This is a genomic window from Collinsella sp. AM29-10AC (assembly GCF_003469085.1).
Lineage (GTDB): Bacteria > Actinomycetota > Coriobacteriia > Coriobacteriales > Coriobacteriaceae > Collinsella.
On sequence record NZ_QSKB01000010.1, the window covers coordinates 24,420 to 38,566 of the forward strand.

12 protein-coding genes are annotated in these 14,147 nt (G+C 61.5%); 5 read left to right on the plus strand and 7 right to left on the minus strand.

Annotated features, from left to right (window positions below):
- Positions 1-16: 16 nt before the first annotated feature.
- Positions 17-3,763 (plus strand): phosphoribosylformylglycinamidine synthase, encoded by a 3,747-nt coding sequence (locus DW754_RS04570; RefSeq protein WP_117758803.1) that lies wholly within the window; start codon positions 17-19, stop codon positions 3,761-3,763.
- Between the two features lie 98 nt (positions 3,764-3,861).
- A complete protein-coding gene (locus tag DW754_RS04575) occupies positions 3,862-4,797 on the plus strand; it encodes a DMT family transporter (protein ID WP_117758802.1) in 936 nt (311 codons plus the stop codon).
- A 100-nt stretch (positions 4,798-4,897) separates the two neighbouring features.
- Here DW754_RS04575 and DW754_RS04580 read toward each other — a convergent pair whose 3' ends face one another.
- The 4 genes from DW754_RS04580 to DW754_RS04595 form a co-directional block, all read right to left on the minus strand.
- Entirely contained in the window at positions 4,898-6,040 is a 1,143-nt protein-coding gene (locus tag DW754_RS04580) for a diguanylate cyclase (protein ID WP_117758801.1), read from the minus strand.
- A 188-nt stretch (positions 6,041-6,228) separates the two neighbouring features.
- Positions 6,229-7,251 carry a 2-keto-3-deoxygluconate permease gene (locus DW754_RS04585; RefSeq protein WP_055250648.1) on the minus strand — a complete coding sequence of 341 codons (1,023 nt, stop codon included), beginning with the start codon at positions 7,249-7,251 and terminating at the stop codon, positions 6,229-6,231.
- Positions 7,252-7,393: 142 nt separating this feature from the next.
- Positions 7,394-7,717: an AzlD domain-containing protein gene (locus DW754_RS04590; RefSeq protein ID WP_117758800.1), complete on the minus strand. Its 324-nt coding sequence runs from the start codon at positions 7,715-7,717 to the stop codon at positions 7,394-7,396.
- Positions 7,707-8,399, minus strand: a complete 693-nt coding sequence (locus DW754_RS04595) for an AzlC family ABC transporter permease (RefSeq protein ID WP_158561622.1) — start codon at positions 8,397-8,399, stop codon at positions 7,707-7,709. Before DW754_RS04595 ends, DW754_RS04590 begins: the two co-directional genes overlap by 11 nt.
- Positions 8,400-8,536: 137 nt before the next feature.
- Between DW754_RS04595 and DW754_RS04600 the strand changes: the two genes are divergently transcribed.
- Positions 8,537-9,349, plus strand: a complete 813-nt coding sequence (locus DW754_RS04600) for an HD domain-containing protein (protein ID WP_117758798.1) — start codon at positions 8,537-8,539, stop codon at positions 9,347-9,349.
- Here DW754_RS04600 and DW754_RS04605 read toward each other — a convergent pair.
- Genes DW754_RS04605 through DW754_RS04615 form a run of 3 tightly spaced genes read right to left on the minus strand, consistent with a single transcriptional unit; the run spans position 9,346 to position 12,971 of the window.
- Positions 9,346-10,551, minus strand: coding sequence for an electron transfer flavoprotein subunit alpha (locus DW754_RS04605; RefSeq protein ID WP_117758797.1), 1,206 nt, complete (start codon positions 10,549-10,551; stop codon positions 9,346-9,348). The genes DW754_RS04600 and DW754_RS04605 overlap by 4 nt on opposite strands.
- The gene (locus DW754_RS04610; RefSeq protein WP_117758796.1) at positions 10,552-11,367 is read right to left on the minus strand and encodes an electron transfer flavoprotein subunit beta/FixA family protein; all 816 of its coding nucleotides are present in this window, start codon (positions 11,365-11,367) and stop codon (positions 10,552-10,554) included.
- A gap of 2 nt (positions 11,368-11,369) precedes the next feature.
- A complete protein-coding gene (locus DW754_RS04615; protein ID WP_117758795.1) occupies positions 11,370-12,971 on the minus strand; it encodes an FAD-binding oxidoreductase in 1,602 nt (533 codons plus the stop codon).
- Positions 12,972-13,316: 345 nt separating this feature from the next.
- Between DW754_RS04615 and DW754_RS04620 the strand changes: the two genes are divergently transcribed.
- The gene (locus DW754_RS04620) at positions 13,317-13,613 is read left to right on the plus strand and encodes a hypothetical protein (RefSeq protein WP_117758794.1); all 297 of its coding nucleotides are present in this window, start codon (positions 13,317-13,319) and stop codon (positions 13,611-13,613) included.
- A complete protein-coding gene (locus tag DW754_RS04625) occupies positions 13,610-14,119 on the plus strand; it encodes a hypothetical protein (RefSeq protein ID WP_117758793.1) in 510 nt (169 codons plus the stop codon). Before DW754_RS04620 ends, DW754_RS04625 begins: the two co-directional genes overlap by 4 nt.
- Positions 14,120-14,147: the final 28 nt, after the last annotated feature.

A 14,147-nucleotide genomic window follows, 5' to 3' on the forward strand; every position in this document is an offset into this window, starting at 1 on the left:
AGGAAGGCAGGAACCAATGGTCTCTCGTATTTACGTGGAGAAGAAACCCGGGTTCGACGTCGAGGCTCAGCAGCTCAAGGGCGAGCTGACCGAGATTCTCGGCATCAAGGGCATCGAGGCCCTGAGGATCATCAACCGCTACGACGTCGAGGGCATCGACGAGGAGCTTTTCCGCTCCTGCGTGCCGACCGTCTTTAGCGAGCCCCAGGTCGATGTGACCTACGACGAGCTCCCCGCAAGCGATAGCGCCGTCTTTGCCGTCGAATTCCTGCCTGGCCAGTTTGACCAGCGCGCCGACTCCGCCAGCGAGTGCGTGCAGCTCATCAGCCAGGGCGAGCGCCCCGCCGTGCGCTCCGCCAAGGTCTATATGATCTCGGGCGCTCTGGACGAAGCCGCCATCAAGGCCATCAAGGACTACGTGGTGAACCCCGTCGAGGCGCGCATCGCCTCGCTCGACTTGCCCGAGACGCTGTACATGGAGACGCCCGAGCCCCAACCCGTCGAGGTGCTCGACGGCTTCCGCGAGCTCGACGAGGCCGGCCTTGCCACCTTTATCGCCGATCGCGGCCTTGCTATGGACGAGGCGGACATTGCCTTCTGCCAGCAGTACTTCCGCGATGAGGATCGCGACCCCACCATCACCGAGATCCGCGTGATCGACACCTATTGGTCCGACCACTGCCGCCACACTACCTTCGGCACCGTCCTGGATGACGTGACGATCGACGACGCCGTGGTGCAGCAGGCCTTCGACCGCTACATGGAGATGCGCCACGAGCTCGGCCGCGACGCCAAGCCCGTCTGCCTCATGGACATGGGCACCATCGGCGCCAAGTACCTCAAGAAGACCGGCGTCATGACCGATGTCGATGAGTCCGAGGAGATCAACGCCTGCACCGTCAAGGTAAAGGTCGATGTCGATGGCGAGGACCAGGACTGGCTGTTCCTCTTTAAGAACGAGACCCATAACCACCCGACCGAGATCGAGCCCTTCGGCGGTGCCGCCACCTGCGTGGGCGGCGCCATCCGCGACCCGCTCTCGGGCCGCAGCTATGTGTACCAAGCCATGCGCGTCACCGGCGCCGGCGACCCCACCGTCCCGGTTTCCGAGACGCTCGAGGGCAAGCTGCCGCAGCGCAAGCTCGTAACCACCGCCGCCGCCGGCTACTCCAGCTACGGCAACCAGATCGGCCTTGCCACCGGCCAGGTCAACGAGCTCTATCACCCCGGCTACGTGGCCAAGCGCATGGAGGTCGGCGCCGTCGTGGGCGCTACCCCGGCAAACCACGTGCGTCGCGAGTGCCCCGCCCCCACCGACAAGATTATCCTGCTGGGCGGCCGCACCGGCCGTGACGGCATCGGTGGTGCCACCGGCTCCTCCAAGACCCAGAACACCGAGTCCATCGAGACCTCGGGCGCCGAGGTCCAGAAGGGCAACGCCCCGGTCGAGCGCAAGCTGCAGCGCCTCTTCCGCCGCGGCGACGCCTGTCGCCTGATCAAGCGCTGCAACGACTTTGGCGCCGGCGGCGTCTCGGTCGCCGTGGGCGAGCTTGCCGACGGCCTGTATGTCGACCTGGACACCGTGACCAAGAAGTACGACGGCCTGGACGGCACCGAGCTCGCCATCTCCGAGTCCCAGGAGCGTATGGCCTGCGCCGTCGCCGACGGTGACGTCGAGGAGTTCATGGGCTACGCCGCCGAGGAGAACCTGGAGGCGACCGTTATCGCCGAGGTTACCGCCGAGCCGCGCATGCGCATGGCCTGGAACGGTGTCGCCATCGTCGACCTATCCCGCGAGTTCCTCAACTCCAACGGCGCACCCAAGCACCAGGTCGCCCACGTGTGCGCCCGCAGCGTGTGGCAGCCCAGCTGGGCCGGCACCACACTTGCCGAGCGCATGACCTCGCTTGTCACCGACCTCAACGTTGCCTCCAACAAGGGCCTTTCCGAGCGCTTCGACTCCACCATCGGTGCCGCGACCGTGCTCATGCCTTTTGGCGGCAAGACGCAGCTCACCCCGAGCTCGGCCATGGTCGCCAAGTTCCCCGTGGACGGCGAGACCACCACGGCAAGCGCCATGGCATGGGGCTTCAACCCCTACCTGATGGAAGCCGACCAGTTTGCTGGCGCCTACCTGTCCGTGGTCGAGTCCATCGCCAAGCTCGTGGCTGCCGGCTTTGAGCACAAGCGCGCCTATCTCTCCTTCCAGGAGTACTTCGAGCGTCTGCGCACCGAGGCCGAACGCTGGGGCAAGCCCACGGCGGCCGTCCTGGGCGCCCTCATGGCCCAAGTCGACCTGGGTGCCGGCGCCATCGGTGGCAAGGATTCCATGAGCGGCTCGTTTGAGGACGAAGCCGGCGAGCTCAACGTTCCGCCGACTCTGATCAGCTTCGCTGTGGCCGTGGGCCGCGCGGCGCGCGCCGTCTCCCCTGAGTTCAAGGGCCTGACGCACCGCGTCGTCCGCATCGCCCCCGCTACCTACGGTGAGGACTACCGACCCGACGCCCAGCAGTTGCTCGCCGCGTTTGACGCCGTCGAGGCGCTCACCGCCACTGGCGACGCCCTGGCCGTCTCCACGCCCGGCTACGGCTGCGGCGCCGAGAGCCTCTTTAAGATGTGCGTCGGCAACCAGATCGGCATCGAGCTTGCCGAGGATGTGGACGTGGAGAGCCTCTTCACCCCGCTCTACGGCAGCTTTATCGTCGAGCTCGCCGAGGACGCCGAGCTGCCCGAGGTCGCCGACGGCGTTGTCGTCGAGCCCCTGGGCACCACCGTCGAGGGCTATGTCATCGACACCGGCTCCGAGGTCATCGAGCTCGCCGAGCTCCAGGAAGCCTGGGAGAGCGGCATCGAGAGCGTCTTCGCCTACCGCAGCGCCGGCGAGACCCCCGAGGTCGAGACCATCGACTTCCGCGCCAAGGACATCCACGTGTACGGCGGCGCCAAGATCGCCCGCCCGCGCGTGATCATCCCCGTGTTCCCCGGCAACAACTGCGAGTACGACAGCGCCCGCGCCTTCCGTGCCGCCGGTGCCGAGGCCGACACCTTCGTGATCAACAACCTCACGCCCGAGGCCGTCGCCGAGAGCACCCACGAGCTTGCCCGCCGCATCCGTGCAAGCCAGATCGTCATGATCCCCGGCGGCTTCTCGGGCGGCGACGAGCCCGATGGCTCCGCGAAGTTCATCACGGCGTTCTTCCGCGCTCCCGAGGTCACCGAAGCAGTCCGCGACCTGCTCCAGGCCCGCGACGGCCTGATGCTGGGCATTTGCAACGGCTTCCAGGCCCTGGTCAAGCTCGGCCTGGTGCCCTACGGCGACATCGTCGACGCCACGCCCGATGCGCCCACGCTGACGTTCAACACCATCGGTCGCCATCAGAGCCGTCTGGTGCGCACCCGTATCTCGTCCAACCTGTCCCCGTGGCTGTCGCAGTGCAGCCTGGACGACCCCTACACCGTCGCCATCAGCCACGGCGAGGGCCGCTTTGTCGCCAACGACGAGGTGCTCGCCCAGCTCATCGCCAACGGCCAGGTCGCCACGCAGTACGTGGGCGAAGACGGCAAGCCCAGCATGGATCTTTCCGTCAACCCCAACGGCTCCGCACTCGCCATCGAGGGCATCACGAGCCCCGACGGCCGCGTCCTGGGCAAGATGGGCCATGCCGAGCGTCGCGGCGACAACCTGTACCGCAACGTGCCCGAGCATGTCCCTGGCGATAAGTTCATGCCGATCTTTGAGAGCGGCGTGGCCTACTTCGCTTAATGCGTCCCATCGGGTACAATCCCCTCGGGTAACAACACCCGCCACCGGCACACCCGGTGGCGGGTTCTTTTTTGCTTCACGCATACAGGAAGGACATCATGGAAAGCCGCAAGCCGTATCTCGCCACCCTGCCCGGACTCGTCCTGGGCTGCCTCGTCTGCTGCGCGCTCTGGGGATCGGCTTTCCCCTGCATCAAGATCGGCTACGGCCTCTTTGGCATTCCCTCGCACGACGGCGCCTCGCAGCTGCTCTTCGCAGGTTTGCGCTTTACGCTTGCCGGCGCCCTGGTTATCGTCGGGATGAGCGCGGCTCAGCGCCGTCCACTCGTTCCGCAAGCGCGCGATATCAAACCCATCTGCATCTTGTCGCTCTTCCAGACTATCGGGCAGTACTTCTTTTTCTACCTGGGACTCTCCCGTGCAAGCGCCATGTCGAGTTCCATCATCGAAGCCAGCGCCAACTTCCTCGCAATCCTCTTTGCCGCCCTGGCGTTTCGCACCGAGGAGCTCGATACGGCCAAGGTGCTTGGCTGTATGCTGGGCTTTGCCGGCGTCGCGCTCGTCAACCTTTCGGGCGCAGACGGCACCTTTGGCTTTACGCTCGACGGCGAGGGCTTTATCCTAGCCTCCACCGTCGCGGGTGCCCTTTCGACCTGCCTCATTGGCATCTTCTCGCGCGAGCACGACGGCGTCTTGCTCGCCGGCTGGCAGTTTTTAGTCGGTGGCTTGGTCCTTACCGCCATCGGCTTTTTGATGGGCGGTGCGCTCTCCCCCACGGCGATTGCCCCCGCCATCGCACTCATCATCTATATGGCACTCATCTCCGCAGTCGCGTACTCGCTGTGGTCGCGCCTGCTTGCCGTCAACCCCGTCAGCCGCGTCTCGGTCTTTGGGTTTATGAACCCCGTCTTTGGTGTGGTGCTGAGCGCGCTGCTGCTCGGCGAGGGCGCTGGCACGAGCCCCGTTACCGTCATCGTTGCCCTACTGTTGGTCTGCGCCGGCATCATCATCGTCAACAAACCCAAAAAGGTCTAACGAGCTGCCCTATTTAGCAGAGGGGATTCATATACTTTAGTTTAATGGAGTACATCGGAGAGCCGAGGGCCACCATGCACGCAAGCGTGTGCCCCTTTTTCTAGCGTATCTGGACGCCGGACTTCTTTTTCTCGGCCTTGACGCGGTAGAGCTCCGCGTCGGCAGCGCGAAGTAAGTCTTGCCAGGTATCGACACCGTCACCGACCCGTGCATAGCCGATGGACATCCGCAACAAATACGGAACCTCGGCGCGTGCGAGCTCGTCGTTGATTGTCGCGCACAGACGCATGATGTCCTGCTCCGCCGTCACCTTTTGAAGCACCACGAACTCATCGCCGCCATAACGTGCGATAAAGCCACCAGACGCCGAGCAGACCTCTTTGAGCGTAGCAGATATGACCTGGAGGGCATGATCGCCCTCAACATGTCCATACCGGTCGTTAATCTGCTTAAAGCCGTCAGCGTCCATCATAAGCAGATATACATCTTCGGCCTGATCCACATTTGAAAAGAGCGACAGCATATAGGTCTCAAAACGGTTGCGATTGTTGAGGCCAGTCAACGGGTCGGTCGAGATCAGCTGCTCCTGGTAGATGATGTAGAGCAGCAGGATGCTCAGCGTTATACCGACACAAAGGCCCGGTACCGAAAACAAAACCTGGAAGGTACCGCCCACCAGAGCGGGAACCACAAAAAAGGCGAGGGTGCGATAAATGGCCTTCGTTTGCAAGCTTTCGACTTTTCGAGCCTGAATAAAGGCATGCAAGGACGTATATATGATGTAGCAGTAGCTCACGATAGGTTGAATCATATAAAGCGCTCCGCGACGATATACGCCCTGCGCATCGATATAGAACATAGTGTGCGTCCAGTAGCTGGTAAATGCCAGCACGACCACCAATACGGTTGGCAACGTCACGATCGCAACCCTATAGCGCGCGGTCAAAAGGCGAGAGCCCTGCACTGTCTCGGAATAGAAAAACCAAATGAGGCACGCGATGGCGAACAGCGAAAACGAGACCGCGTTGGAAATCCAGTTGGCCGTGATGCCTACAGGAGTGCTCACGCCGTCCGAGAGCGTCCAGATCATATCGAAGAAAATGTAGGCAGCAGAGGTATAGCCGAGCATGCTAAACAAGAGCTGCTGGGTACTCGAGAACAAGGAGCGACGACTTCGCGCGGCAAGCCCGATAAGAACAATCATGCATAGCAGGAATATCTCAATCTTGAGTGCCTTAACCACTAGACGCCATCCCTTCAATATCCAAGTGGTCAGAATCGCCCAATTCGAATCTGGGCAACAAACACCCCCTACTCCGCAGGGGTAAGGGGAATCATAGCAGAGCGCCCGAACGTCACTGCAAGACAGCTTTCGTTCGGACGCTCAAACGGCGCGAGTTGCACGCCGGCATCATTGATTGGTAGCGATTGCTATTCGCCATCGATGTCGGTCGCGACGGCCTCCTCGATGGCCTCGACACCGGCAGGCGACAGATCCTCCTTGCCCTGGCAGAACTTCTTGTCGACCCAGCCGGTCAGAATCGGGGCCATGATTGCCGTGATGATGACGGCGGTGGCGATCTGCGCATACGCGGTGGGCGCAAGCTCGGCATAGCGCGGAGCGACCTCGGCGAGGGCGACCGGCGTGGTCATAGCCGTGCCGGCGATAGTGGAGCAGGCAACTGCCGCCTTGCCGTTACCACCGCACAGGCGCTCGAACGCAAAGGTGATGGGGCCGACGATAAAGAGCGTGATGAGGCCCAGCAGGATGCCCGAGATGCCGCCGGTGATAAAGCTCGACAGGCTCATGGACGCACCGAGCTGAAAACCGATGACAGCGATCGCGGGATTGGCGCCGGGGACCAGCAGGTTCTTGATGAACGGGAAGAGGTTGCCCAGAACCATACCGATAACGAGCGGCAAAATGGAGCCGATGATGGTGCCGACGGGGATGTTGGCGAGACCCGAGACACCGAGGATGATCATCGTGACGGCGGGGCCGGCCGTAAAGAACAGGATACCGACGGCGCCCTGCTCGGACTCATCGCCGAACTCGCCCATGATGCCCGTGTAGAGCGCCATGTTGCAAAACGTAATGCCGCCGATGATGGAGACCGAGCTCAGACCCAAAAGGTTATCGTTAAAGAAGTACGCGACGCCCAGGCCCAACGCGGCCGCAACAACAAGCTTGGGGATCAGCACGACGATGCCGGTCTTGATAGCGCCCGGCGTGGACTTAAAGCTGATGCCGGCACCCACAAACAGCAGGATCGCGGCAACGATGGTGTTGGAACCACCGCGGCAGGCGGCGGTAAAGAAGCCGCCGATCTCAAAGACCTGCGGGCAGAAGGTATTGAGCAAAAGGCCAACGATCATCGGGTAGATCATGATGTCACCCGGGATACGCGGGACTTTGAATTTCTTTTGCTCGTTGGCGGTCGCTTCCTGTGCCATGAAACCCCCATTTCCGCCGACGCAGAACAAAAGCCCACGTCACACTTTGCTACAGTAAAGTTTGACCATGGTACCAGAAGAAGCAGACCGCCTCGGTGAGAAATTCGATTCGTTGTGCCGGGACGCTAAACGTGCCCCGCTCTTATATGAGGCTCAAAACGATATAGAACACGATGCCCGAGACGCAGCACCACAACATCGACTTTGTCTTGATTGCCACCGCCACGACGCCGGCGGCCGCAATCCAGGGAATCAAGCCCTGCCACAAGCCGGCGTCGAAAGCGCCAGGGCTTATCAAATCGTTGGCGACCAGCGCCGCAAAGGCGGCAGGCGGAATATAACCCAAGGCCTCGGTAACGCGGGGCGACAGCGTTCTCCCGCGCAAGGCAAACGCCGGGGCAATGCGGAAAAACGCGATGGCCGCCCATGACGATAGCCATAGGACCAAAAACTCATTAACGGGCATCGCGAGCGCCCCTTCCCTCGGCGAGGACATCGCACGCGAGTGCCGTGACAACGCCGACGAGTACACTTGCCGGCACGGCGATATTCGTCCACCCCCAGAACTTGCATATGGCGACGGACACCGCAGCCAAACCGGCAGCTACGACATTGCCGCGCGACAGTCGCTGCGAAAAGAGTAGGCAGATAAAGAGCGATGTGCAGACAAAACCCGCAATAGCGGTGGGAACATCGACAACGGCGCCGACGATGGCGCCCGTCGTACACGAAACGCCCCATATTGCGATGAGGATCACGCTGAGCACAAAGGACTCGAGCGGACCCCAATCCTCCCCTTTAACCAACTTGGCAAGCGAGATGCCATATGCCTCCTCGGTAAGCGTCGCGGCAACAGCCAGCGTCTGACGCTTCGAGGCACCCCTCAGATGCGGTGCGATCGATGCCGAGTAAAGCGCAAAGCGCGAGGAGATTGCGGCGACGCTCGCGACGATCGACGCCTCAGGCACACCCGCCAGCCACAGATTGCAGATCATAAACTGCCCGCTGCCCGTCACGAACGTGCTGCTCAGAGCAAAAACCATCCAGGGTTCCATTCCCGTCTGCGCCATAATCATTCCGCACGGCGCGGCTATCGCAACATAGGTAAGCATCACCGGCCAGACGGTTTTAACGATTTTGAGCACCATAGCGTTCCTCGTCCCGACAAGATTTCCGAGCCGCATTCAACGACACGGCAGAACCATCGCCCGATGGCAACCGAGTTCACCTACAATTGCCACCGGATCGAAAGACACAGAAAGACACAACTTTTTAGGAAGTCATTATGACAGCTATCGATCGAACGCGGGCTGCCGCGGCCTTCAAGACCTACACCGATGCCTACGATGCCGCCAATCCGCGTATCGCGCTCAAAATCGAGCATACGTACCACGTTGCCGAGGCATGCGATGCCGTGGCACGCGAACAGGGCTGGTCACCGCAGGACATTGACTTGGCGTGGCTTTGCGGCCTGCTGCACGATATGGGCCGCTTTGAGCAGCTGCGACGCTGGGATACGTTTAAGGATGCCGAGAGCATGAGCCATGCGGCGTTGGGCGTCGAGGTTCTCTTTGGCGAAAACCCTGCAGACACGCCCGCGACAACAAGTATCCGCGACTTTATCGACGATCCGGTAGAAGACGAACTCATTCGAGCGAGCATTGCCTATCACAGCGATTTCCGTCTGCCCGCGCAGCTCGGCGAGCGCACGCGGCGCTTCTGCGATATTGTGCGCGATGGCGACAAGATCGACATCATGCGCACCATCGCCGACAGTACCGTCGACACCATCCTCAAAGTAAATGAGGACGCGTTTCTTGCCAGCCACTTCTCGGCACCGACGCTGGCCGCCTTTGACGAGCACCGCTGCGTCACGCGCGATGAGCGCAATGAGCCCGCGGACTACTTGGTGGGGCTTATCTGCTTTATGTTTGAGCTTGTCTATCCGGCAAGCCGCGCGCTGGCGCGCGAGCAGGGCGATATCTACCGCCTGCTCGACGCGCCCTTTGGTATCACGCGCCCCTTTACCGATCCCGCCACGCAAGCGACCTGGGAGCGCTTAAAGAAGGAGATGCGCGCTTGGCTGACCGGCGCCTAGTGTTCGAGCTGGGCCAGGAGCTCTTCGACGACTTCGACGGCGTCGCCGACAACTTTATACTGCGCAGCGCCGAAGATGGGGGCATCTGGGTCCTCGTTGACGGCGATGATGCACTCCGCACCGCCGATGCCGGCAAGATGCTGGATGGCACCCGAAACGCCGATGCTCACAAGGAGCTTGGGCGAAACCGACACGCCCGTCTGGCCAATCTGGTGGCGATACTCCAGCCAGCCCGCCTCCACGACGGGTCGCGTGCAGCCGAGCTCGGCACCCAGGGCTTCGGCGAGCTTTCGCATCAAGGGTAGGTTTTTCTTGGAGCCAATACCGCGACCCACAACAACTAGACGCTCGGCATCGGCAATCGAAGCCTGCTGGCCCCATTCCTCGGCGGGAATCGAAATCTCGACACGAGCCTTGGCGTCTTCCGCAAGTAATACCTGGGTAATCGTTCCGGAGCGGCTATAGTCAAAGTCGGGCGCCTTAAAAATGCCGGGGCGCACCGTTGCCATCTGGGGACGGTGGTTGGGGCAGATAATGGTGGCCATCAAGTTGCCGCCAAACGCCGGACGCGTCTGTTGCAGCAGGCCCGTCTCCGTATCCATCGAAAGCACGGTGCAGTCGGCCGTAAGGCCCGTCCGCAGGCGCACGGCAACGCCAGGCGCCAGCTCGCGGCCAAAAGCGGTCGCACCGTACAGAATGGCTTCGGGCTTGCGCTCGGCTACCAAATCGCAGATGAGGCGAGCATAGACCTCCGCGTCGTTCTGACGCAGGCGCTCGTCACGACAGACCAGAACTTCGTCCGCACCGGCGCAAACCAGATGCTCCAGGTCCTCAAGCGAGCCCTCGGGGCCCATGCCGACCAGCGCCACCAGGCGACAGCCGCGTGCATCGGCAAGCTCGCGGCCCTTGCCCATGAGCTCGTAGGCCACCGGGGCCACGTCATCGTGCTCGTCGGTCTGAACGAATACCCAAATGTCTCGATACGCATCGAGGTCAACCGCGCCGGCGGCCTCGTCGCGCTCGATCGAAATGGCGTTGACGGGACAGGCGTCGACGCACCCGCCGCACAAGATGCAGCCGTCGGTCACATGGGCGCAGCGGTTGGGGCGCTCGCCCTCCACCACAATGCCACCCGAGGCACAGGCGCGAACGCAGCGGCCACAGCCAACGCATGCCTCGCTATCGATTATCAGTCCGCTCATCTATGCCATCCCCTCGATAATCTTGGCAAGCTTTGCCGCCTGTTCGACCGGCGTGCCCTCGATGGCCTCGCACGTTTGGTCACGGTCGAGCACAAACGAGCGCACGACCTGCGTCGGCGATCCGGTAAGGCCGCAGCGCAAAGGGTCGGCATGCACATCGGCAGCACTGACCACCCGCACATCCGCATCTTCGGCCGCGCGAATGCCGGCGATGCTCGGCATGCGCAGCTGGCCGATCTCCTTGGCGGTCGTCATCGCGCACGGCATCTCCAGATACACCGTCTCCTCGCCGGCATCGCAGCCGTGAACAAGCGCCAGTGAACCACAGGTCGTAAAGCCCGCGCTCTGCACGCAGCTCACGTCGGTCACGCAGGGAATCTCAAAGGCACCGGCAAGCTCGGGACCAATCTGGGCCGTATCGCCGTCCACCGCCATCTTGCCGCAGATGAGCAGGTCGAAGTCCTCGTCGAGCGCCTCGATGCCGCACTTGAGGGCATAGGTGGTTGCCAGGGTATCGGCACCTGCAAAGGCGCGATCGGTTAGCAGCAGTGCGTCATCGGCGCCGCGGGCGATGCAGTCGCGCAGTAGCAATTCGGTTGCAGGGATACCCATCGATACCACCGTCACGCGCACATCCATGCCAAAGCCGATAAAGTCGTCCTTGAGCGCCAACGCACATTCGAGGGCACTTGCATCGAAGGGATTAATGACCGCCTGCTTGCCATCGCGCACGATGGTATTGGTTTTGGGGTCCATCTTGACCTCGGTGCTTCCCGGCACCGCCTTGACGCACACCACCATATGGAAATCACTCATCTTCACGCGCCCCCTTTCTGGACGAGTTCATCCAAGAGCTTCTCCGAAAACAGGTTGCCACGGCCCAGCTGCCCGGCAGGATCGAGCTGCAGCTTGAGTCGAGCCGATTCAACCATGGCCTCGTGGCCGTACATCGTCTCCAAAAAGCCCGCTTTGATCTTGCCGACGCCGTGCTCGGCAGAGACGGCGCCGCCCATAGCCGTTACCTCCGCAGCCCACTGGGCAAACAGCTCACCGCCGCGACGGTAGTCTTGCGCATCGCGAGGCAGGATATTCACATGCAGATGGTTGTTGCCGATATGTCCCCAGGCGGCAGACTCAAGCCCGCTTTCGGCCAGCGTGCGGCGATAGAGGGCAACGACATCGGCCAGGCGCGTGTTGGGCACCGACATATCCGACCCCAGCTTGGTAATGGTGGGGTCGGTGCGGCGGCGCTCGTCGATGAGCATGTTGACGCTCTCGGGAACGGCGTGGCGGAAGAACCGCTGGCATTCGCGATCGACCTCGGTGCGTGCAACCCAGGTCGCGTCGTCGTGGCCGCCCGCAAGCTCCAAAACCCATCCCAGGTGGTACAGCTCCTCGGTCGCTTGCGCCTCGTCGTCGCAGTCGAGTTCCACGTAAACACAGACCTTTGCCTCATCGTCGAGTGCCGGCAGCGAGGCAAACGCGGTCGACTGCTCGCGCTGGCGGCGAAGGATATCCAAGGCGCCGGCATCGAAATACTCAATAGCGGCGGCATGGGACAGCACGGGGCGCACGGAATCGGTAAAGGACACCGCCTTGTCCTCGCTGTCGAAAAAGCAGCTCACACCCCATACGACCGAAGGTGCCGCCTGCAAGGCAATCTCGAGCTCGGTAATGACGCCGAGTGTGCCGCACGCACCGATAAAGAGGTCGATGGCGTCCATATCGTCCGAAACGAAATAACCCGACGCGTTTTTGGTCTTGGGCATGGTATAGCCAGGAAGATCCAGCTCGAGCGCGCGGCCTTCCGCTGTCACGAGCGACAAGTGGCGTGCGTCAGCGTGCGCCTGACCTCGATGAAGCTCAAGCAGGTCGCCGTCCGCCAGTGCCACGTGAAGCCCCGTAACGTGCGGGCGCATGGGGCCGTAGGCGTAACTGCGGGCACCGGAGGCATTGCACGCCGCCATGCCACCCAGGCAGGCAGATGCCTCGGTGGGATCGGTGGGAAAGAACTGCTCAGGAGCTGCCTGGAACTCCTCATAGGCCTCAAGCGACACCTGATCCCAGTCAGCGGTCGGCAATGCCTTCTTACCCAGCTGCTTGCGCAACTCCGAAAGCACGACGCCCGGCTCCACGCGCAGCAGAAAACGGCCTCGCTCGTCGCGGCGAAGACCCAGGTAGCGATTCATACGAGAAGTGTTGAGGATATGTCCGCCGTGAGGCACGGCACCGGCAGCCAGACCGGTCCGAGCACCCTGGACCGTTATCGGAACATGCTCGGCATGGAGCTTTCGCAGAATGGCGCGAACTTCGTCCTCCGTTGTCGGAAACGAGATGCTCGACGCCTCGCCCGATGTGCGAGATTCATCGCGACCATATTCTTCGAACTCGTCGCCGAAGGGTTTGATGGCTGCAGACACGCGAACTCCCCCTTTAGTTAACTACAGTGTTTGCAGGGAGATGTTACCGCATCGTTTCGTCGACGTGACTGAGACCGTCTCCATAATTGGCGAATTTTACGTTTGCGCAATTCGGCGAGCGGCGGCGTTTTCTCGGCAGGCGCTCTATTTAACGCGCTCCTTTCCATCGCAGCCACGCACACAATTGGCGCTCGAAAAAACTTGAGATATTTTTTAGCGTCTCTCACCTGCGGCGATGTAAACCCGTCAAGCATTTGGTCAGAAATTGGTCAAGTTGTGGCTGATACGGTCGGCATCGACAGCCAAAACCAATAGAAGGTTTGGCCCAAAAACAGGGAGGTTCCCATGGCATATTACTGGCCCCAGTACGGCATCGCCATCGAAGTTGACGATGACCCATATCTTCTGCCCTTCGATGAGGAGGCATTTCCCGATGCGGTTGTCTATCACGTCACCACCGACGTGATTTGCGATCCCGAATCGTTTTCGGCACTCGCCCACCACATCGCCCACATCCACGACATCAAACTCGACCCAAACTTCGACGAGCTCATCTACTCGCGACGCCTCATGCTCCACATGCTCTTTGGCGCCGATCCGTCCACGTTCGCGCGCGTCTATACCACTAAGGATGCCGCATGAGCGTAAGGAAGCAGTCGAGCCCCCTAGGGTCAAAACATCGAAAAAGGCTCGGCGTTGTCTGCCTGGCCATCGCCTGCGCCCTTATCGCCGTCGGCCTTTACGCCTGGCAGTCAAAGCCTGTCGCCGAGACAGGTGCCTCGGTCACAGCGGCGGAGGGTAAGTCGCGCCAGGAAATCCAGGACGAGCTCGATGCCATCGTCCGCGACAACATGATGACAATCTCGGTCGCACCGGTCGCCCAGCTACAAAAAGGCGGCAAGCTGCGCGTCAACGTGCAAAACGTCCAGGATAACAAGTTTCCCCAGCGTTTCCGCGTGATCCAAAACGACGAGACCATCTATGAATCGGGGGTGGTCGAGACCGGCAAGACCGTTGAGACCTGCCCCGCAGGCGACATCAAAGAAGGCGAGGCGTATATCGAGATTCAAGCGCTCGACGCCAAGACCTACGACGCCCATGGCAATCCCACGCGCATCAAGGTGCGGGTTGCGCAGACAGAAGACTAGACCTGCCACCTGTTATGAAAATGCGCAC